The sequence below is a fragment of the Streptomyces sp. NPDC004838 genome, from assembly GCF_053600955.1.
The window spans coordinates 211,120-232,166 of the sequence record NZ_JBSGAW010000004.1 but is presented as its reverse complement, the minus strand read 5'-3'; the positions used below and the strand labels follow the sequence as shown (position 1 = coordinate 232,166).

The following is a 21,047-nucleotide window of genomic DNA, read 5'->3' as shown; positions in this document are numbered from 1 at the left end:
CAGTCCATTGTCCTCCTTGTCCAAGGGGCGGGACGGGTGACCTGGGACATGACGGGGGACATGCGGAGAGGGACCCGGACGCGGCGGACGGTTCACACCACCGCGCCCGGGACTGCGGCGGGGACGACGACGGGACCGGCGCACGGGAGAGGGGCGGGCGCCCTTGCCGGACACCCGCCCCTCGCACGATCTCGTACGGAACCCGCCGTACGGGCTACCTCCTACGGGGTGACCTTCTCGATCACCACACTGCCCGCGCCCGCGGACGTGCCGCGCGCGTCGACCAGCCGCACCTCGCCGAAGAACCTGCGGCCCTCGGGCGCCGTACCGGCGACCACGACCTCCGCGCCGACCTGCGCGGACTCTCCGTTGCCCAGCTTGACCGGCTTGGTCGCGTCGACCTTCAGCTCGCCGAGCGAGGGCGTGAAGTACACATCGCGGTAGTCGTACGCCGTGGTCCCCGCCGGAACCGAGTAGCCGTCGACCACGAAGGTGTACTCACCGGGAGCGGGCCTGACCAGGCTTACCGCCTCCTCCGAGTCGCCGTCCGCCGCCTGGCCGACCCGTACACCGTCGCGGTAGACGGTCAGGTCCAGGTCCGCGCCGGGGTCGGACGTACCGCCGATGGCGACGTCGAGACGCTCGACGCCCGCGCCGATGGTGACCTCCGTCTCCTGCGACTCACCGTGGCCGATGGACGGCCGGGCGACCTTGGCGGAGCCCAGCGAGCCGCCCGTCAGCTTGCCGTCGATGGCGGCGAAGCCGTTGGTGACCTTCCAGTCGACGGCGGACGGGACGCCTGTCCTCGCTTCGGGCAGCGTCCTGACGGCCGGCTCGAAGTCCGCTCCCAGCAGGGTGACGTCCAGCCGGTACGGGTTGTTCAGCAGCGGCGAGGTACGCCGCGACTCGACCTCGATCTCCCAGACGCCCGGAGTCGGCTCCGCGTACGACCGCAGATCCGGACGGCAGGTGTTGTTCGGGTTGGTGTAGTTCGGGTAGCAGAAGATCGTCGCGCTGTCCTCCATCTGCACCCCGTACGGGTGGATGCCGATGAATCGCGTCTGGCTGCCCGCGGCGAGTCCGCCGAGCGCGACCTCCAGGGTCTTCGCGCCCTCCGGCACGGTGATGAAGTACGACTGGTGGCTGTTGCGCTCCACCGAGCCGAGCGCCGAGTGGGTGTACGACGGGGTCGCCAGCGGTGTGGAGGCGACGACGGTCGCCAGGATCTGCTTGTCGACGCCCTCGGTGCGAGGGTCGTCCGCCTCCAGGATCGCGCTGTGCACCCCGGCCGTCCTGGGCCGTGCCTGCACGGTGACGGTCACCGGCTGGTTCAGCGGCAGCCGCACCCGGTCGCCGCCCAGGAGCCGGAAGGTGCCGTCGCCGTACTTCCAGTCGAGGTCGTGCCAGACCGAGCCCTTGGGGCCGGTGGTGCGGGTGACGGTGATGTCGTACGTCTTCGACGCGCCCGCCTTCAGACCGCCCTCGCGGTCGTAGAGGCCGGTGCCGAAGCCCGGAGTCCCGAGCGCGAAGTCGATCGCGGTGTCGACGGGGGCCTTGACCGTGTACTCATGGGCGGCGACTCCGTCCTCGATGGCTTCCCAGGCGTCCATGACGTCCATCAGTCCGGCGCCCTGCTCATGCGCCTTCACTCCGGGGATCCTGTCCGCGGTGCTGGTGACGGCGGTACGCAGCTTCGCCGGGGTGAGGTCGATACCGCGCTGCCCGGCGGCCGACAGCAGCAGCGCGCTCGCGCCCGCCACCTGCGGCGAGGACATCGAGGTGCCCTGGATCATCGAGTAGCCGGGCGGGAGCTGGTAGCCGGCGTCGGCGACCGGGCCGCCGGGGGCCCAGGTCTGCGTGGTCTGGATCGCCGAGCCGGGCCCGGTGATGGTGGGCGTGAAGCCGCCGTCCTCGCGCGGGCCGCGGGAGGAGAACGGCATCATGGCGTACTTCTTGCTCACCTGCGAGCCGTAGTTGGCGGCCCAGGTCTCCTTGGAGATGGACGCGCCGACGGAGATCGCCTTGTCGGCGACGCCGGGGTCGCCGATGGTGTTGACGCCCGGACCGTCGTTGCCCGCGGAGATCACCAGCTGGACGCCGTAGAGGTCGATGAGCCGGTTGTACAGCTCCGCACGGGCGTTGTTGCCGTCGTTCAGCGCCGGCAGTCCGCCGATGGAGATGTTGACGATGTCCACACCGCGGTTGACGACCAGATCGGCCAGGCCCTCGGTGAGCGCGATGTTGGTGCAGCCGCCACTCCAGGAGCAGGCGCGCGAGGAGACCAGCTTGGCGCCGGGGGCGGCCCCGTTCATCCGGCCGCCGAACAGGCCGTTGGCGGCGGTGATACCGGCGACGTGCGAACCGTGCGAGCCCTCGATGACACCGATGTTCGCGTAGTCGGCCTTCGCGCCCGTGGCGGGGTCGTAGACGACGTCCTTGCGCAGCTCGATGACGAACGGGATGCGCTCGACGACCGGGGTGGCCGGGTCGTCGGTGCCGAAGTAGCCGACCTGGAAGCCGTCCTTGTACGGCTTCATGGCGGTGTCGTTCCCGAAGTCGGCGTCGTCGTCGAGGTCGACGCGGACGGTTCCCGCGGCCGGGTCGTACAGCATGGCCCACACATCGGTGGTGTCGCCGTCGCGGTTGAGGTCACCGGCCATGTCGCCGCCGAGGGTCGCTCGCTCCGCGAAGAGACTGAACCGGTACTTTCCGCTCGGGGCGTTGTAGGTACGGCCGTTGACGGCGAACGTCGGACCGGAGACCTCCAGCCGCATCTGGCGCCAGGTGCCGTCGCGGTCGGCGACCGGGTCGGTCGCGGTGACCCAGTCGACGATCTTCCGCTCGCCGGTGGTGGTCTTCTGGAGCGCCGGGTGACCGAGGTCGACGCCGGAGTCCAGGATGCCGATGGTCACCCCGCGTCCGTCGTACTTCGGGTACTTCTTCACGAAGTCCACCGCGCCCGTCTCGAAGGACGGGTTGTACGGGTTCTTCGCGGGCGTGTTCCGGTCGGGAGCGGGGTACTTCCCGCCCTGCGGGCCCGCCTTGACGGAGGCACCGGCGGCCGGCCCGGCGGCGTCGGCGACCGGGGTCGGGTCGTCCAGCTTCACCTCGTGCTTGAGGTCGATGCCGTGGACGCTGGGGAGCCTGGCGGCGGCCTTGAGGGCGCGTTCCGCCTGCGCCGTGGGGATGGTGGCCCGCACATAGCCGAGCTTGTCGTAGGTCCTGCCGACCAGCGCGCCCTTGACGGCGTCCAGTTGACCGGCGACCTGCTCGGTCTCTCCGGGGGCGGTCGCCACCATGACGGTGACGTTCTTCTCGCCCTTGGCCTCCGCCTCGGCGAGCAACTCGACGTCGGCCGCGCCGATCTTCTTCTCGGCGGGCCGTGCCGTCTTCGCCCCGGCGCCCGCGCCCGGATCGTCGGCGGGCGGAGTGGAGAGGGCGGGTACGGTTCCCGCGGCCACCAGCGCGGTCACGATCGAGGCGGTGGCCGCGATGCGGGCCACGCGTCTGCGCCCGGACACGGAGCGCCCCGATATGGAGCGTCCGGATGTGGAGCTGGGTGATTGGAGGGTCATCAGCATCCCTGTGGGTGAAAGAGACGATTCCCTGCGGTGAAGAGTCGGTCCGGATTTCGGTGCCGGATGACCGCTCAGCCTTGCGCACGGGACCACGGTTGTGGAGGCCGATGAGGGATGTGATGTGTCCATGGCGTACATCCGCCAGTGCGGAGGATGTGCCATCGGGAACAGATGCGCCAGAGGGAACAAACGGGAAGCGGGGGACCGGCTTCCGGCGGAGTCAGCGGGGCAGCACCGCCAGATAGGCGGCGGGCTCGCGGTCCGCCGCCGCGATCAGGGCCGTACGCACCACCGCCGCCTGCTGCTCCGGCGACTCCCGCAGCTTCCTCGGGGTGAGGTGCACGACGGTGATCCCGAACCGCTCCAGACGCTCCCGCTTCCGGGCGCGCTCCGCCCACCTCTCGTCCTGGTCCGGCCGCGGCCGGGGACGCTCCCCGGCAAGGTCCCCCGGGAGGGTGTCCAGCTCCACGGCGACGGCCTGCTCGGGCCAGTACGCGTCCACCGTGCCGAGCCGAGGACCGCCGGGCAGCCGCAGATCCACGTTCCAGAACGGGTCCGGGAGCCCGTGCAGGAACACCATCTCGTACAGCAGCCCCTCAGCGAGCGACCTGCCCTCCGCGAGCAGCGAGTCCGCCGCGTCCACGACCTGCGGCCGGTCCAGCAGCCGCGCCCGGTTCAACTCCGCCACCACTGCGGCCGGTTCGCAGTGCCCGCCGCGTACGGCCTCCGCCAGCAGCGACCGTACGGTGTCGGGGTCGTCCGACTCGGCGACGGCGTCCGCGAGCGCGCGGGCCACGGGCGCGACGGGCAGCCCCGTGATCTCCTCCGCCCCCGGCATCGCGTGCGCCCGTACGATCCGGGCGTACCCCGTGGACCGCAGCCGCCGCGTCCTCGGCACGAGTACGTCGATCCGCTCCAGCGCGGGCAGCGCCGGCACGGTGGCGAACCCCCGCAGCGCGAGCGCGGCCAACCCGGTGATCATGGCCTTCCCGTACGGCTCCGCCTTCCCGCCCTGCGCCGGGACGCGGGGCCGCCGTGCGTACAGCAGTGCCCCGTGCAGCCGCTCCTCACCGGTGACGGGCCCGGAGTGCAGGACGTACACCCCCGGCAGCAGTGCCTGCCAGGGTCCGCCAGGCTTGCACCGCGCGGTGGTCAGGGCCGCGGTGACCCCGTGCGCGCGGAGCTGTGCGGCACAGAGCACACGGCGCTGGACGTCGGAGGAGAGGTGGGCGAGGGGGACGGGGGAGAGCGGGGCGTCGTGGTTCATGGCGTGGGCATTCCCACGGGTGGGGTGCGAGCAATCCGCTGTGACGAATCCGTCGACATTCCGGGACATGCCTGCCCTAAAGTACGGCAGTTCGAATGCCGAAGGGCTTGCGCTCGCGCCCCCTCCGGGCATCCGTTCCGCTCCGCAGGAGCGTCCGGGGCGCCAGGCCGAACCTCGGCGCGAACCCGGCGCGACGAACCCCGACAGGATCCAGACGGAACCTCCGGCGACACCCCGTGGGAACGCCCGGAGTAACCGAACGGACGCCCACAACCCACCTCCCGACGCCAGACGTCAGCCGGACGCGGCCCCCGCCGCGCCCGCGTCGCACGCCTGGCCGCGCAGGGACCTCGCGAGGTCGTCCCGCGCTTCGACGACCAGCCTGCGCAGCGCGGGAGCCGCGTCCTCGTGCGAGGACAGCCACTCGTCCGTCGCGGCGAGCGCGCTCTGACCCTGGAGAGAGGGGAAGAGCCCGGACACGACATCCATGCCGATCTGGATAGAGCGCTCGTTCCACACCCGCTCGATCGCCGCGAAGTACTTGGGCGCGTACGGAGCGAGCAGTTCCCGCTGCCCCGACTGCGCGAAGCCCGAGATCGTCGCCCCCACCAGCGTGTTGGAGAGCGTGTCGGACTCCACGACCTCCGCCCACGCCCGGTCCTTCACCTCGGCGGACGGCCGTGCGGCCAGACAGCGGACCTGATGGCGGCTGCCCGATGCCGTGTCGTCACGGGAGAGTTCCGCCGCGATGACCGACTCGTCCGCGACCCCGTGGGACGCCAGGGGCTCCAGGAATGCCCAGCGCAGCTCCTGGTCCACATCGAGCCCGTCGATCTTCGCCGTGCCCTCCAGCAGCCCGGCCAGAAGCTGAAGGTCCTGCTCCGACACCGCGACCGACGCGAAGAAGCGCGCCCACGAAAGCTGGTGCTGGCTTCCCGGCTCGGCGAGCCGCAGCTCACGGAGCGCGCCCTGCGCCAGCAGCCGCTCGCCCTCCTCGCGCCAGGCGGGCGCGGCGTAGTTGACGAGCGCGGAGCGGGTCCAGGCGTGCAGCATCTGAAGGACGCCGATATCGGACTCGCGCCCCGAGAACCGGAGCACGAGATCCACGAAGTCCCGCGCGGGCATCAGCGCGTCACGCGTCAGATTCCACAGCGCGGACCAGCACAGGGCCCGTGCCAGCGGGTCGGAGACATCGCCGAGGTGCGCCCGGAGCGTCGTCAGCGAACGCTCGTCGAAACGGATCTTGCAGTACGTCAGGTCGTCGTCGTTCACCAGGACCAGCTCGGGCCGCTCGGACCCCGCCAGCTCGGCGACCACGGTCCGCGCGCCCGTCACATCGACCTCGGCACGGGCGTACCGCACCAGGTCCGGGCCGTCGAACCGGTACAGACCGACCGCCACCCGGTGCGGCCGGAGCACCGCGTCGCCGTCCTGGACGACCGCGAGTTCGGTGATCCGGTCGGCCGAGTCGTAGGTCGTCACGGGCGTCAGCGAGTTGACCCCGGCGGTCTGAAGCCAGGACCGCGACCACGCCGCCAGGTCACGCCCCGACGTCTCCTCCAGCACGGAGAGCAGATCGCCCAGACGGGTGTTCCCCCAGGCGTGCTGCTTGAAGTAGCGCCGCGCGCCGTCCAGGAACGCCTCTTCGCCGACGTACGCGACGAGTTGCTTCAGCACGGAAGCCCCCTTCGCGTAGGTGATGCCGTCGAAGTTCAGCTTGGCGTCCTCCAGATCGCGGATGTCGGCCGTGACCGGATGCGTGGAGGGCAGCTGGTCCGCCCGGTACGCCCACGCCTTGCGGTTGTTGGCGAACGTGATCCACCCATGGGTGAAGCGGGTCGCGCCGACCAGCGCGTACGAGCCCATGAAGTCCGCGAAGGACTCCTTGAGCCACAGGTCGTCCCACCACTCCATGGTGACGAGGTCGCCGAACCACATATGCGCCATCTCGTGCAGGATGACGGTGGCCCGGCGCTCGTACGCCGCCTGCGTGACCTTGCCGCGGTAGATGAACTCCTCGCGGAAGGTGACGCATCCGGGGTTCTCCATCGCCCCGATGTTGTACTCGGGCACGAACGCCTGGTCGTACTTCCCGAAGGGGTACGGGAAATCGAACCGGTCGTGGAAGAAGTCCAGTCCCTGCTTGGTGACCAGGAAGACGTCGTCGGCGTCGAAGTACCGGGCCAGGCCCTTGCGGCACATCGCGCCGAGCGGGATCTCCAGCACGGTCCCGTCGTCGAGGGTCCGCGTGTAGAGGTCCGTCTCGTAGTGGTACGGACCGGCCACGACGGCGGTGATGTAGGTGGAGATCGGCTTGGTGTCGGCGAAACGCCAGACCCCGTCGTCCCCCCGCTCGCCCGCGCCGTTGCTCCAGACGGTCCAGCCGTCGGGCGCGGTCACCTCGAAACGGAACGGGGCTTTGAGGTCGGGCTGTTCGAAGTCGGCGAAGACCCGGCGGGCGTCGGCCGGCTCGTACTGCGTATAGAGGTAGACCTCGCCGTCCTCGGGGTCGACGAACCGGTGCAGTCCCTCGCCGGTACGGCTGTAGGCGCACTGCGCGTCCACGACCAGGACGTTCTCCTCGGCGAGCGAGTCGAGCGCGATCCGGGTTCCGTCGAAGACGGCGGCAGGGTCCAGTTCCTCGCCGTTCAGGCTGACGCTCGTCACGGACGGCGCGACCAGATCGGCGAAGGAGGAGGCCCCCGGCCGGGCACAGCGGAAGCGGATCGTCGTCACCGACCGGAAGGTGCGCGGCCCGGAACCCTCGGGTGCGTCGCCGACCGCGGAACGCAGGTCGAGGGCCACCTCGTACCCGTCGACGGACAGCAGTTCGGCCCGGTCGCGGGCCTCGTCGCGGGACAGATTCTCACCGGGCACGGGCACTCCTTCGTGTCTCGTTCGAACAGGTCCGATACTCCCATGGGCCTCTGGCGGCCGGTATCCGGGAATCGGCCGGTGACCGGTGGCGTTGTGGTGAAGAGTCCTGCTCGTGGAGGAGTCAGAGGAGACTGAGGAGACTTATGTCCGATAACGGCAAGACCCCTGTGGACTTCTGGTTCGATCCGGTGTGTCCGTGGGCGTGGATGACCTCCCGCTGGATGCTGGAGGTGGAGAAGGTCCGCGACGTAGAGGTCAGCTGGCATGTGATGAGCCTCTCTGTGCTGAACGAGGACCGGCTGGACGATGTCCCCGAGGAGTACCGCGAGGGACTGAGGCAGGCGTGGGGGCCGGTCCGGGTCGTCATCGCCGCCCAGCAGCTGTACGGCGACGAGGTCGTCGGGAAGCTGTACACGGCGCTCGGCACCCGCTTCCACAACCGGGGGGAGGGCGTGACCCGCGACTCGATCGCCGCCGCGCTGAAGGACGCCGACCTCCCCGCCGACCTGATCGAGTACGTGGACCTGGACACGTACGACACCGAGCTGAGGGCCTCCCACAAGGAGGGCATCGACAAGGTCGGCCAGGATGTGGGCACCCCGGTGATCGCGGTTCCGGGCGCGGACGGCGAGCAGATCGCCTTCTTCGGTCCCGTGGTCACGCCCGCGCCCACCGGCGAGGACGCGGCGAAGCTCTGGGACGGCACTCTGCTGGTGGCCTCCATCCCCGGCTTCTACGAGATCAAGCGCACCCGCACGGCAGGACCCGACTTCTCCAATATCTGAACCGAAACATCTGAACCGAGCCGTCCGGCCCGGCGACGGAGGGCTCCCGTGAGTACGGAGGGGGCCCCGCGAGCACGGAGGGCTCCGCGAGTACGGAAGGGCCCCCGCGAGTCACGTCCTCGCGGGGGCCCTTCTCTCATCCGCCTGCAAGTGAAGGTTGAGAAGACGATCACGAGCAGGACGACGGTGCGCGCGTCACGGCGCGATCAGCGGTGTGCGCTCCTTCGCCTCGGCGAAGCGCTTCGACACGTCCTGCCAGTTCACGACCTGCCACATCGCGTCGATGAAGTCCACCTTCTGGTTCTTGTACTGAAGGTAGAAAGCGTGCTCCCAGGCGTCGAAGACCAGGATCGGCACCGAGCCCTGGCCGACATTGCCCTGGTGGTCGTAGACCTGCTCCACGATCAGACGACGGCTCACCGGCTCGTACGCGAGAACGCCCCAGCCCGAACCCTGCGTCGTCGCGGACGCCTTGGTCATCTGGGCCTTGAACTTGTCGAAGGAGCCGAACGACTCGGCGATCGCGTCAGCCAGCTCGCCGACGCCGTCCTTCTCCAGCGGCTCGCCGCCGCCGTCGCCGGTCATGTTGTGCCAGTAGATGCTGTGCAGGATGTGCCCGGAGAGATGGAACGCGAGGTTCTTCTCCAGCCCGTTGATCGCGCCCCACGCCTCCTTGTCGCGCGCCTCCGCCAGCTGATCGAGCGTGTCGTTGGCGCCCTTGACGTAGGCGGCGTGGTGCTTGTCGTGGTGCAGCTCGATGATCTGGGGATTGATGACCGGTTCGAGCGCCGCGTAGTCGTAAGGAAGTTCAGGAAGCGTGTAGATGGCCATGGCCGGTCCCTCCGAGCTGCTTATTGCACATCTTATGCAAGTGCACGGTAGCAGCAGGAGCATTCCGGGAAGGATCAGGCATTGGTCCTAGGACTTCCGCGTGTCCGGCACGCCGGCCGGTCCGCCGGCCGGTCCGCCCCGCGTGCCGTATTCCGCAGGCAGGGAGTGGCCGTCCGATACGGGCCACGGGACTCACGCGCGGTGCGCACACGCACCTCTCGCGGCGATGAGCATGCCGGGCTGGGCTTTGGTGGAAACCTACAGTGCGCCCTTCTTCGATCGACCGCCCAAGAAACCCTCTGCCTCCAGTGACAAGGGTCACCCTTACGAATGCGTGTCACACGGCCTTTGTTTGGTTTCCATTAACAGTGCTCGTCCGCCTTTGTCGGCGGCCGACGTCGATCAAGTGAATCCCGGTGGGCTACCTTCACCGTGTTCCCCCTACACGTTTTCTTCTTCAGGCCCTCACCCTCACCTCTCCTCTCTTCCTCGCCCTCGTGGAGTACTGATGAGCACTGTTTCTGCCACCTCCCGTCCCGGTGCGGTCCTCGCGGACCTGCTGCCCGCCTCCCGTACGCGGGACATCGCCCTCGTCATCGGCGGCGCGGCGCTCACCGGTGTGGCGGCCCAGATCGCCCTGCCGGTCCCCGGCTCCCCGGTCCCGGTCTCCGGCCAGACCTTCGCCGCCCTCCTCGTCGGCACGGCGCTCGGCGCCCGCCGGGGCCTCGCCTCCCTCGGGCTGTACGCCGTGGCGGGCATGGCGGGCATGCCCTGGTTCGCGGAGGGCGCGTCCGGCTGGAGCATGCCCACGCTCGGCTACATCCTCGGCATGCTCATCGCCGCCACGGTCGTGGGTGCGCTGGCCCGCCGTGGCGCGGACCGTTCCGTGCTGCGCACGGCGGGCGCGATGGCCCTCGGTTCCGTGATCATCTACGCGGTCGGCGTCCCCTACCTCGCGCTGTCCACGGGCATGACGTTCTCCCAGGCGGTCGCGGCCGGTCTCACACCGTTCCTGATCGGCGACGCGGTCAAGGCGGCCCTGGCGATGGGCGCGCTGCCCACGGCCTGGAAGCTCATCGGCCGCAAGGGCTGAACGCCCCGCGCACGGAAGGGGCCCGGTCAGCACTGGGCCACCCCGCCACCCCGTGGCGGTCGCGGGTCCCTCTCCGTGCCATATTTGGACCATGCGCGTGTACCTCGGTTCCGACCATGCCGGATACGAACTCAAGAACCACCTCGTCGAATGGCTCAAGGCCCACGGCCACGAGCCCGTCGACTGCGGCCCTCACATCTACGACGCCCTTGACGACTACCCCCCGTTCTGCCTCCGCGCCGCCGAGAAGACGGCCGCCGACCCCGACAGCCTCGGCATCGTCATCGGCGGCTCCGGCAACGGCGAGCAGATCGCGGCGAACAAGGTGAAGGGGGTACGGGCGGCGCTGGCCTGGAGCGAGCAGACCGCCGCGCTGGGGCGTGAGCACAACAACGCGAACGTGGTGGCCGTCGGAGGCCGGATGCACTCCATCGAGGAGTCCACCAAGTTCGTCGAGATCTTCCTCTCGACGCCGTACTCCGGCGAGGAGCGGCACACGCGCCGCATCGAGATGCTCTCCGCGTACGAGTCCACGGGCGAACTCCCCCCGATCCCCGAGGGCCACCCCCAGGACTGACGCCACGGCCTTTCCACCGGGGCCTTCCGGGCGTCGGACTCCGGTCCTTCAAATTTCCCGGGGCCGTGCCCGGAAGGCCCCGGTGTCGGCGTGCGGGCCGTCCGGCCTTCGGGGACGGCTCCGACCCCCCGGTCGCGGATACTGGGCGGGGGCGGGTGCGTCGGATCCGGCGATCGAGGCCCGTCCCGCGTCGTGGACCGGGGCCGACGCCGGGGCAACGCCCCGACAGGAACCCGTGGTCACAGGGGAGCCCGCAGCGAAGGGCCCGGGGAGAAGAGGAGCCGTACCGTGCCCGAAGGGCATACGATCCACCGCCTGGCCGCGGACCACCGGACCGCGTTCCTCGGTCGCCCCGTCACCGTCCGCAGCCCCCAGGGCAAGTTCTCCGACTCCGCCGCCCTCCTCGACGGGCAGGTCCTCGACGACGCCGAGGCCCACGGCAAGCACCTCTTCCTCGGCTTCGGGGCCCTCGGCTGGATCCATATCCACCTCGGCCTCTTCGGCAAGGTCGACTTCGGCGACGCACCCGCCCCGCCGCCCACCGACACCGTCCGGCTGCGGATCGCCGACGCCGAGTCGTACGTCGACCTGCGCGGCCCGACGACCTGCGCGCTCATCACGGACGGCGAGAAGGCGGCGATCCACGAGCGCCTCGGCCCCGACCCGCTGCGGGACGGCGACGACCCGGAACGCGTCTGGTCGAGGATCACCCGGTCCCGTACGACCATCGCCGCGCTCCTCATGGACCAGAAGATCATCGCGGGCGTCGGCAACGTCTACCGCGCCGAAGTCCTCTTCCGCCACGGCATCGACCCGTACCGCGCGGGCAAGGACCTCGCCCGCGCCGAGTGGGACGCGATCTGGGCGGACCTCGTGGCTCTGATGCGCGAGGGCGTACGCCACAACCGCATCGACACGGTCCGGCCCGAGCACACCCCCGAGGCGATGGGCAGGCCCCCGCGCGTGGACGACCACGGCGGCGAGGTCTACGTCTACCGCCGGGCGAACCTGCCCTGCCATGTCTGCTCCGCCGACATCCGCACCGCCGGCCTGGCGGCGCGGAATCTGTTCTGGTGCCCGTGCTGCCAGCGCGTATGACGCACGCCAGCGCGTACGACGCACGCCACCGCGTACGACGCACGCCGAACGGTGAACGGCCGGGCCCGCAGGGCTTACCGGGGCCGCGCGGTGAACACCCGGCCCCGGTAAGCCCCGCGAGCCCGAGCGCATCCGCCACCGCGGGGGCCGTCACGCCGGCGGGCCCGGTGAAGCGCGCTTCCGTGTCCGACCCCGACGGCCGCGGGCGTCGCCCGGCAGAGGGACCAGCGGCCGGATCCGCGTCAACGCTCAGAAGTCATGCGGCCCCCAGGGGGCCACCTCGCCCCCGAACGCCAGCGACGCCGCTTCCGCCGCCGCGCGCGAGACGGCGCGCACCCGGCCGGCCGCCTCCAGCTCCCGCAGCGCGGCCCCGCCCAGATACATCGCGCCCAGCTCCCGCACCGACAGCACCACATCCGCCGCGTCCGCCGTCCGCTCGCAGACCGCGCCCTTCGCGTCCCCGGAGAGCCGCCACCGCCCCTCGTTCCAGGGGCAGAAGGAGTCCTCCACCTCCAGGACCACGTCCACCGGCACCCGGTAGGTCCGGGCCGCGAGCGCCGCGCCCACGTCCACCGGCCGGACGTACAGCCCGTCCCACACCCGCAGTCCGCACCGGCGCGGATCGGAGACCAGATGGAACAGCGGCTCGTCCACCGGCCGGTTGTCGAGGGACAGGGTCGAGGTGAGGTCGATCCCGAAGAGGAACCGCCACAGGGCCGCGCCGGACGAGGGCTCCAGGGCGTGCAGATCCTGTAGTTCGACCGTCCCCTTCGGTCCGTACACGTCCCAGGCCGACCGGTGCCGGAAGAGGGCGTACCCCGTGACCTCGCCGTCCCGCTCGGCGAGCACGCACTGGAGCGGGGACGCCGGGTCGCGGTCGAAGACCTGGAGGGTGTCCCAGCCGGGCAGCCGGGCGGGCATACCGGGGCGGGACGGCACGGCCCGCGCGTACACGGACTCGCACTCGGCCGTCGCGTCGATGGGCGCGACCTGCCGGAGCCGTACCGCGTCCACGTCCGCCGGCAGGGCCTCCAACCGCACTCGCGAGGTGTCGATCTCCGCCTTGAGCTGCCGGCTCGCCACCCCGTATCCGAAGCGCCCGTAGATCGCGGGCTCGGACGCCTTCAACATCGCCAGCGGCTCGCCCCACTCCCGTATGTCGTCGAGCTGGCGGCGCATCATCGAGGTGAGGATCCCCCGCCTGCGGTGGGTCGCGGCGACGCTCACCATGGTGACGCCCGCGAAGGGGACGAGGCCGCCGCCCGGCACGGTCACCTCGAAGCCGAAGGACCCGGCCGTGCCGACGCACTCGTCGCCGTCGAACGCGGCGAGCGAGCGGTCGAAGTCGGTGAGCCCGCGAACCAGCTCGCGGTGCTCGGTTCCCTTGGAGCCGCCGGAGGCCCGTTCCAGCCCCGCGTACCAGGCGTCCCATTCGGTCGGCCGGAGGGTCCTCAGCTCGGTTGTCATACGTCCATCCCTACCTCAAGGACAACAGAAGTCACTTCCCGTCACACCTCGCGACAACTTCCGTCGTCCCGAGGGCCGTTCGGCACCAGCCAAGGTCAGCGCGACCGCTCCCGCAACACGATTGTCATATGCCATGATTGCAGGACGATATGTCGACAGTGTGATCCGATTTCGAACGCATTGTCTCAGGGATCCCCCTGCACGAACGGCCGATGGATCGATAGGGTCACACGACAATGGCCCATGGGAGCGCAGCAAATTCGACCAAGGCCCGGACACGGATGGCGTGGCACCGGGTCCGTACCGCGATGCGCCGATCCGCGGTCGACTACTTCCGGGGCGACGGCTCGGACACCCTCGCCCTCATGGGCCTGATGCTCACCGTTCCCCTGCTCACCTGGGGCACGGTGCTCAAGTCCGAGTGGATCTCGCCGGCGGCCCTCGTCCTGCCGATCGTGGCGGGCGCGCTGCTGCTGCGGCCCGCCAGCCTGCTCGGGCTGTACGCGGCCTGCGCGGCCGGGTTGATCGTCGAGACGTTCGTCCTCGGCCCGTACGCCGACGGTCCGGCCCGGGTCACTCCGGGCACCGTGCTCGTCGTCGCGGCCTGCGGCTTCTTCGGGCTGCTGATCGCCCAGTTCAGAGCCCGTGTCGGCGTCCCCTGGCGGCGCGGCGGGACGATGCTCTTCGACCTCCGCGAACGCATCAGGGTCCAGAGCGCCCTGCCCCGCCTGCCCAAGGGCTGGCACCGGGAGATGGCGCTGCGCCCGGCGGGCGGGCAGTCGTTCTCGGGCGACTTCGTCGTGGCGGCCCGCACGAACGGCGGACGCACCCTCGAAGTCGTCCTCACCGACGTCTCCGGCAAGGGCATGGACGCGGCCTCCCGCGCGCTCCTGCTCTCCGGCGCGTTCGGCGGGCTCCTCGGCTCGCTGCCGCCGCACGGCTTCCTGCCCGCCGCCAACGGGTATCTGCTGCGTCAGGACTGGGACGAGGGGTTCGCCACCTCGATCCATCTCGTGCTGGACCTCGACTCGGGCGACTACGAACTGCTCTCCGCGGGCCACCTGCCCGCGCTCCAGCTCAACGCGGGCAGCGGGCGCTGGGAGGAGAAGGACGCGGAGGGCCCGCTCCTCGGGGTGTACGACGGGGCGCAGTTCGATCCGGTGAAGGGCTCCCTGGGTCCCGGCGATGTGCTGATGCTCTTCACCGACGGTCTGGTGGAGGCGTCGGACCGCGACATCGCCGAGGGCATGGACCGGCTGACCGGTGAGGCGGACCGCTATGTCCACTCGGGGTTCGAGGGAGCGGCCTGGCATCTGATCGAGGCGGTCGCCAAGGACGTCAACGACGACCGGGCCCTGCTGCTGCTCTGCCGCGAAGGGTAGTTCCGGGCACCGCCGACCAGGGCATCCCGGACCCGGAGCCTGAGCCCGGGCATCCCGTACCCGGAGCCCGAACGCTGCTCCGGAGCCTGGACGGAGACCACGACGCCCGGACGCCGGGTCCGCTGTCTGCGTCCGTCCGGCCCCCCGACAGCTGCGAGCTCGGCCGGCCGCCGCGCTCAGGCCCGTAGCGGGTCCCGTACGGGCATGACGCGGGCGAGCAGCGACGAACGGCCCGCCAGCAGGGGGCTGAGAACCGCCTGCACCAGCACATACCCGGCGATGAAGGGCGAAAGCCTGCCGTCGAGACCGGCGTTGGCCGCCATCGTCGCCAGGATCAGCGCGAACTCGCCCCGCGCCAGCAGCGTGGTGGAGATGTTCGCGGCGGGCCCCGGACCGAACCGGTAGATACGCGCGGCGGCGATCCCCGCGAGGACGTTCATCGCGAAGGTGACCGCGACGGCCGCGAGGACCGGCCACAGCACCGACGGCAGATCGCCGGGGTCGATCGAGAGGCCGAACGCGAAGAAGAAGATCGCGCCGAACGCGTCCCGGAGAGGATGCACGAGCTTGCGGATCCGGTCGCCGGAGGTCGTACTGCCGAGCATCAGGCCGACCATGAACGCGCCGATCGCGTCCGCCACTCCGAACCACTCGGAGACCCCGGCGAGGAAGACGGCCGCGCCGAGGAAGGAGATCACGAGGAGTTCGTCGTCAGGGGTGTTGATGAGCCGTCCGACGACCCGGACGCCGTACCGCGCGGCGAGCGCGAGCAGCAGCAGGAAGCCGAACGCCTTCCCGCCGTCCATCACCGCGCTCGAGAGGCTGTCCGCGCCGGACAGGATCGGTTGGAGGGCGGCCAGATAGAGCGCGAGGAAGACGTCCTCGACCACGACGATGCCGAGGATGGGCCGGGTCTCGGGATTGCCGAGGCGGCCGAGGTCGACCAGGACTTTCGTCACGATCGCCGACGAGGACATGCCGAGTACGCCGGCGAGGACGAGCGCCTCCGAGGTGCCCCAGCCGAGGGCGAATCCGAAGGCCAGCCCCGCGCCGACGTTCAGCACGAGATAGATCCCGCCCGCCAGCGCCATCCGCCGGCCGCCCGACTTCAGATCGTCGAGATGGAACTCCAGGCCGAGATAGAAGAGCAGCAGTACGAGGCCGAGGGCCGAGAGCATCTCCAGGTCGTGCGGGTCGGCGACGAGGACGATGCCGGGGGTGTGCGGGCCGAGGAGGATCCCGGCCAGGATGAAGAGGGGGATCGTCGGCAGGCCGATCCGGCCGCCGATACGGGCGAGGAAGGCGGCGGCGAGAAAGGCGCCGCCCATGGCGATGAGGGTGTCCGCGTGTCCGATGGGCTCATCCTTCGTCGTGATGGGGGCGGTATGACGCGAGCGGTACGGCGGGTTCATGGCAGCGCCGACGCCCGGGGTCCGGGCGTCGGCGCTGCCACTGAGCCGATGGTCAAAGAAGCGTCAAGGATTCGTCAGTAATTAGTTTAACAAATGGTTGATGTTGGCAATTACCCTTGTCTGCATCGAACCGTTCGGTGGGGTTGTCCCCACCCTGGATCCGCCAGCAGCCGCCATGGCCGGCTGATCTCCCGCTCCGTAGCGTCTAAGGCGTTGACCTGCACAGACGTCATTGCCACGGAAGGTGGAGAAGATCATGGGGCTGCGACGCGCCAAGCGCCGGCACGAGACAGAGGGCCACCCGCCCAGCGCCCTCGCAGCGCTCACCGCCCCCCCTGCGCACACCGCCCCCCTTGCACACACCGGGCCGACCGCGCCCACAGACTCCGCGGCGATCGAACTCCGCGGTGTGCGACGCCACTACGGCCGGGGCGCGAGCACCGTCCACGCCCTGCGCGGAATCGACCTCGTCCTGCCGCGCGGAAGCTTCACCGCCGTCATGGGACCCTCCGGCTCCGGAAAGTCGACCTTCCTGCAGTGCGCCGCGGGGCTCGACCGGCCCACCTCCGGCTCCGTGCGCCTCGGCGGCACCGAGGTCACCGGCATGAACGAGAACAAACTCACGGTCCTCCGCCGCACCCGCCTCGGCTTCGTCTTCCAGGCGTTCAACCTGATGCCGTCCCTGACCGTCGAGCAGAACGTGCTGCTGCCGCTACGCCTCGCCGGACAGCGCGCCGACCGCCGCCGGGCCGCCGAGGCGCTGGCGCAGGTCGGCCTCGGCGACAAGGGCGGACGCCGTCCCACCGAACTCTCCGGCGGACAGCAGCAGCGCGTCGCGCTCGCCCGCGCGCTGGTCACCCGGCCCGATGTGGTCTTCGCCGACGAGCCGACCGGCGCGCTGGACACCACCACGGCCGCCGAGGTCCTCACCCTGCTGCGCTCGGCCGTGGACCGCATGGGAGCCACCGTCGTCATGGTCACCCATGACCCGACCGCGGCCGCCTACGCCGACCGGGTGCTCTTCCTCGCCGACGGCCGGATCACCGACAGCCTCTCGCACGCGGACGCCGAGCGGATCGCCGCCCGCATGACCTCCCTGGCCCGCCCCTCGCACGCACCCGTGGCCGCCTGATGTTCGTGCCCAACGGCCTCGCCCGTGCCGCGATCCGTCTCCGGCCCTCCTCGTTCGCCGGCACCTTCGTCGCCCTGATGCTCACGGCGATGATCGTCTCGGCGTGCGGAATCATGCTGGAAACCGGCCTCCGGGCCTCCGTACCGCCCCAGCGGTACGTGGACGCGCCCGTCGTCGTGTCGGCCGACCCCCGCTCCCACCTGATGGTCGGCAGTGGCGAGGACCGGTACGACGAGTACGCGGAGATCCCGGAGAAGGCACGCCTCGACGACTCCCTGGTCGCCCAAGCCGCTTCCGTCCCCGGTACGGCATCGGCCATCGCGGACGTCACTTTCCCCGTCCGGCTCGCGAACTCCCCGCTGACGGCCCAGGGCTGGGGCTCGGCGGCCTTCACCGGCACCGGGCTGACCGCCGGGACCCCGCCCCGGGTGGGCGAAGTGGTCCTCGGCGGCGAAGCCCGTGTCGGCGACCGGGTCGTCCTCCACACCCCGGAAGGGGAGAGGAAGTTCACGGTCTCCGGCCTCGCGGGGGAGCCCGGCGCCTGGTTCGCCGACCGGGAGGCCGTCGCCCTCTCGGGGCACCCGGGCAGGATCGACGCCATCGCCGTACTCCCCGAGCCGGGCACATCGGCCCGCACTCTGGCCGACCGCCTCACCGAGGTCTACGGCACGGGCCACGACAGACCCCGCGTCCTCACCGGGAACGACCGGGGCGCGGTCGAGAACAGCGGAGTCGCCCAGGCCAGGAGCCTCCTCGAAGGGCTCGGGGCGTCCTTCGGCGGGATCGCCACCATGGTCGCGGTCTTCACCGCGTCCGGCACGGTCGCCCTCTCCGTAGGGCTCCGCCGCAGGGAGTTCGCCCTGCTGCGGGCCATCGGCGCGACGCCGCGCCAGATTCGTCGCACCATCGCCACCGAGGCACTGCTCGTGGCCCCGCTCGCGGGCGTGCTCGGCTGTCTCCCCGGAATCGCCCTCGCCACCTGGTGGTTCGGCCGGCTCCGCGACAAGGGCGCGATCCCCGAGGCCGTCGAGCTGGCCGTCTCCCTGGTGCCCCTGGCCACCGCCTGCGGCGTCGCCGTCCTCACGGCCCTGCTCGCGGGCTACGCGGCGGCCCGCCGCCCGTCGAAGATCAAGCCCGGCCAGGCTCTGGCCGATGCCTCGGTCGAACGGCTCGGCCCCGGCTGGATCCGTACGCCGCTGGGGCTCGCCGCCCTCGTCGGGGGCCTGGTCTTCGCCGGTGTGGCCGCCCAGGAGACCGGAGAGGACGCGGCGAACGCGTCCCTCGGCGTCGTCATGCTCTTCATGCTGGCCGTCGCCCTCCTCGGACCGCAGATCGCCCGCGTCTGCTCCGCCCTCTTCGGCCTGCCGCTGCGCGCCGCGGGCGCGTCGGCGTCGCTGGCCGCCGCCAACTCCCGTGCCAACGCCCGCAGACTCGCCTCCGCGATCACACCGATCGTCCTCGCCATGGCCTTCTCGTCCGTACTCGTCTTCCTCCACACCAGCACGGACCACGAGTCCGAACGGCAACTCCGCGACGGCCTGACCGCGGACCACGTCGTCACCTCCGGCGAGGGCGTCCTCCCGGTCGACGCGGCCGAACGCGCCGCCGCCACACCCGGAGTCTCGGCGGCCGTCTCCGTCCTGCGCACAACCGTCCTCGTCCCCGCCAGATCCGCCGGCGCCCCATTCCTGGCCACGGCCTCGGCCCAGGGCGTCGGCGGCGACCCCGCCGCCCTCGGCGCGGTCCAGAACCTCGACATCCGTACGGGCTCACTGGACGCCCTCGCCCCCGGCACGGTCGCCATCGACAGCACCCTCGCCGACTCGGCACGGAAGAAGGTCGGCGACCGCCTCGAACTGCGACTGCCCGACGGCACCAAGACCTCCGCCCGGATCATCGCCGTGTACGGCCGGGGCCTCGGCCTCTTCCAAGTCACCCTCCCGGCCGCCGCCCTCAAAGCCCATGTCACCGCCGCCTACCCCCAGGACCTGCTGGTACGCGCCACCCCCGCCGCCGCGGCGGAACTCACCGCCCTCGGCACGGTCCACGACAGAGCCGGCTACGCGGCGACGCGGAGCCTCGACCGTGAGCTGAACGCCTGGGCCAACACCACCATGGCCGCGATCCTCGGTGGCTTCGCCGCCATCGCCGCAGCGAACACCCTGGTGATGACGGTCCTCGACCGCCGCCGCGAACTCGGCATGCTCCGCCTCATCGGCTCCACCCGCCGCCAGACCCTGCGCATGATCCACTGGGAGACGTTCCTGATCACCTTCACGGGTATCGCCCTCGGCACCGCCATAGCCCTGGCCACCTTGATCCCCATGGCCAAGGGCCTCACCGGGCAGGCCCCTCACATCCCGCCCGCGGTCTACGCCTCCTTCGTCGCCTCCGTCCTCACCCTCGCCTTCGCGGCCACGACGCTCCCCACCCGGACGATCCTCCGCGGATAGCCCCGCCCGAGGCACGGGTCCGGGCCCGAGCAAGCGGCCCTGCGCGCGGAACCCCCGGACCCGGCCGCCCGTTCACGGCGAGCCGCCCTACAGTCAGGACATGGCACAACCGCCGCTGACACTCGCCGAGGTCGAAGCCGTCGCCCGCGAGGCCCACGCCCGCCAGACCGACAAATCCGGACGCCCCTACGCAGAACACCTCGCCGCCGTCGCCGAAGGCGTCCGCGCCCGCGGCGGATCGGAGCACCAGATCGCCGCCGCGTGGCTCCACGACGCCATCGAGGACCACGCGCTCTCCGGCGCCTGGCTGGAGAGCGCCGCGCTGCCCCGGACCGTCAAGGACATGGTCCTCGCCCTCACCAAGCGCGAGGGCGAGGACCTCGAGTCGTACGCCCACCGCATCCTCGCCACCCCCGGCGCGCTCCTGGTCAAGGAGTCGGACCTCGCGCACAACTCCGATCCCGCCCGGCTCGCCGACCTCGACGAGCCGACCCGTGCCCGCCTCACCGCCAAGTACGCCAGGACCCGCGCCCTCCTGGGGCTGTCCTGAACTCTCGGGTGACTGAGATCACCCCGTTTCGATCAGGCCGATTTCTTCTGTGCCAACCTTCGCTTTCTCGCTTCGGCAGAGGTGGAAAGGCCCTGCGTGCAAGGGGGACCGGGAGCGCGCATGGCTGGATCACGCCGTCGACGATTCGTCAGAGGGCCGCATGGACCGCGCGGTTGGTGGCACGATGTTCATGAGGCGGGGGCGTGCTGAGCCGCAAGTCCCCGAGCCGGCAAGGCGGACCGACCGAGGGTGTGATCAGTTGTGGCCATTTCACTGTCTGTGGTGCTGCTGTTGGGCATCATCCTCGTGGTGCTGATGCGCTCGGGCGCGATCAAGGCCGGACCGGCCATCGCCGCCATACTCTTCGGCTTCTTCCTCGCCTCCTCGGGCATGGCTCCGTCGATCAACAGATTCCTCAACTCGATAGCGGAGACGATCAACGAGATCAGCTTCTGACCGGTCCGCACCGCGTCGAGACAGCCCCGCGCCGAAGGCGGTGCCGCTGAGGAAGCAGTCGAGACGACTCGGGAACCGGACACCGGAAC

At 70.8% G+C, this 21,047-nt stretch carries 15 protein-coding genes; 9 read left to right on the top strand and 6 right to left on the bottom strand.

The window, feature by feature from the left end:
- Positions 1-221: 221 nt before the first annotated feature.
- From ACWEFL_RS07050 to pepN, 3 genes are all read right to left on the bottom strand, one after another.
- Positions 222-3,581, bottom strand: a complete 3,360-nt coding sequence (locus tag ACWEFL_RS07050) for a S8 family serine peptidase (RefSeq protein ID WP_451708545.1) — start codon at positions 3,579-3,581, stop codon at positions 222-224.
- A gap of 217 nt (positions 3,582-3,798) precedes the next feature.
- A complete protein-coding gene (locus ACWEFL_RS07045; protein ID WP_451708542.1) occupies positions 3,799-4,845 on the bottom strand; it encodes a hypothetical protein in 1,047 nt (348 codons plus the stop codon).
- A gap of 294 nt (positions 4,846-5,139) precedes the next feature.
- The gene (gene pepN, locus ACWEFL_RS07040) at positions 5,140-7,722 is read right to left on the bottom strand and encodes an aminopeptidase N (protein WP_451708539.1); all 2,583 of its coding nucleotides are present in this window, start codon (positions 7,720-7,722) and stop codon (positions 5,140-5,142) included.
- A gap of 143 nt (positions 7,723-7,865) precedes the next feature.
- Between pepN and ACWEFL_RS07035 the strand changes: the two genes are divergently transcribed.
- Entirely contained in the window at positions 7,866-8,507 is a 642-nt protein-coding gene (locus ACWEFL_RS07035) for a mycothiol-dependent nitroreductase Rv2466c family protein (RefSeq protein WP_451708536.1), read from the top strand.
- Positions 8,508-8,702: 195 nt separating this feature from the next.
- On the opposite strand, the gene ACWEFL_RS07030 is transcribed toward ACWEFL_RS07035, so the two are convergent.
- Positions 8,703-9,338, bottom strand: coding sequence for a superoxide dismutase (locus ACWEFL_RS07030; protein WP_451708533.1), 636 nt, complete (start codon positions 9,336-9,338; stop codon positions 8,703-8,705).
- A gap of 508 nt (positions 9,339-9,846) precedes the next feature.
- Between ACWEFL_RS07030 and ACWEFL_RS07025 the strand changes: the two genes are divergently transcribed.
- The 3 genes from ACWEFL_RS07025 to ACWEFL_RS07015 all read left to right on the top strand — a co-directional run bounded on the left by ACWEFL_RS07025 (position 9,847) and on the right by ACWEFL_RS07015 (position 12,106).
- A complete protein-coding gene (locus ACWEFL_RS07025) occupies positions 9,847-10,431 on the top strand; it encodes a biotin transporter BioY (protein ID WP_451708530.1) in 585 nt (194 codons plus the stop codon).
- 91 nt (positions 10,432-10,522) lie between these two features.
- Positions 10,523-11,008: a ribose-5-phosphate isomerase gene (locus ACWEFL_RS07020; RefSeq protein ID WP_451708528.1), complete on the top strand. Its 486-nt coding sequence runs from the start codon at positions 10,523-10,525 to the stop codon at positions 11,006-11,008.
- A 288-nt stretch (positions 11,009-11,296) separates the two neighbouring features.
- Entirely contained in the window at positions 11,297-12,106 is an 810-nt protein-coding gene (locus ACWEFL_RS07015; RefSeq protein WP_451708525.1) for an Fpg/Nei family DNA glycosylase, read from the top strand.
- 249 nt (positions 12,107-12,355) lie between these two features.
- On the opposite strand, the gene ACWEFL_RS07010 is transcribed toward ACWEFL_RS07015, so the two are convergent.
- The gene (locus ACWEFL_RS07010) at positions 12,356-13,573 is read right to left on the bottom strand and encodes a GNAT family N-acetyltransferase (protein WP_451708522.1); all 1,218 of its coding nucleotides are present in this window, start codon (positions 13,571-13,573) and stop codon (positions 12,356-12,358) included.
- Positions 13,574-13,809: 236 nt separating this feature from the next.
- On the opposite strand from ACWEFL_RS07010, the gene ACWEFL_RS07005 reads away from it, so the two are divergent.
- A complete protein-coding gene (locus ACWEFL_RS07005; RefSeq protein WP_451708519.1) occupies positions 13,810-14,955 on the top strand; it encodes a PP2C family protein-serine/threonine phosphatase in 1,146 nt (381 codons plus the stop codon).
- Between the two features lie 176 nt (positions 14,956-15,131).
- On the opposite strand, the gene ACWEFL_RS07000 is transcribed toward ACWEFL_RS07005, so the two are convergent.
- Positions 15,132-16,283: a cation:proton antiporter gene (locus tag ACWEFL_RS07000; RefSeq protein WP_451708516.1), complete on the bottom strand. Its 1,152-nt coding sequence runs from the start codon at positions 16,281-16,283 to the stop codon at positions 15,132-15,134.
- A 340-nt stretch (positions 16,284-16,623) separates the two neighbouring features.
- On the opposite strand from ACWEFL_RS07000, the gene ACWEFL_RS06995 reads away from it, so the two are divergent.
- The 4 genes from ACWEFL_RS06995 (at position 16,624) to ACWEFL_RS06980 (ending at position 20,958) form a co-directional block, all read left to right on the top strand.
- Positions 16,624-17,499, top strand: a complete 876-nt coding sequence (locus tag ACWEFL_RS06995) for an ABC transporter ATP-binding protein (RefSeq protein WP_451708513.1) — start codon at positions 16,624-16,626, stop codon at positions 17,497-17,499.
- Positions 17,499-19,952: an FtsX-like permease family protein gene (locus ACWEFL_RS06990; protein WP_451708510.1), complete on the top strand. Its 2,454-nt coding sequence runs from the start codon at positions 17,499-17,501 to the stop codon at positions 19,950-19,952. Before ACWEFL_RS06995 ends, ACWEFL_RS06990 begins: the two co-directional genes overlap by 1 nt.
- 100 nt (positions 19,953-20,052) lie before the next feature.
- Positions 20,053-20,502, top strand: coding sequence for an HD domain-containing protein (locus ACWEFL_RS06985; RefSeq protein ID WP_451708507.1), 450 nt, complete (start codon positions 20,053-20,055; stop codon positions 20,500-20,502).
- A gap of 261 nt (positions 20,503-20,763) precedes the next feature.
- The gene (locus ACWEFL_RS06980; protein WP_451708504.1) at positions 20,764-20,958 is read left to right on the top strand and encodes a hypothetical protein; all 195 of its coding nucleotides are present in this window, start codon (positions 20,764-20,766) and stop codon (positions 20,956-20,958) included.
- The last annotated feature ends 89 nt before the right edge of the window (positions 20,959-21,047 follow it).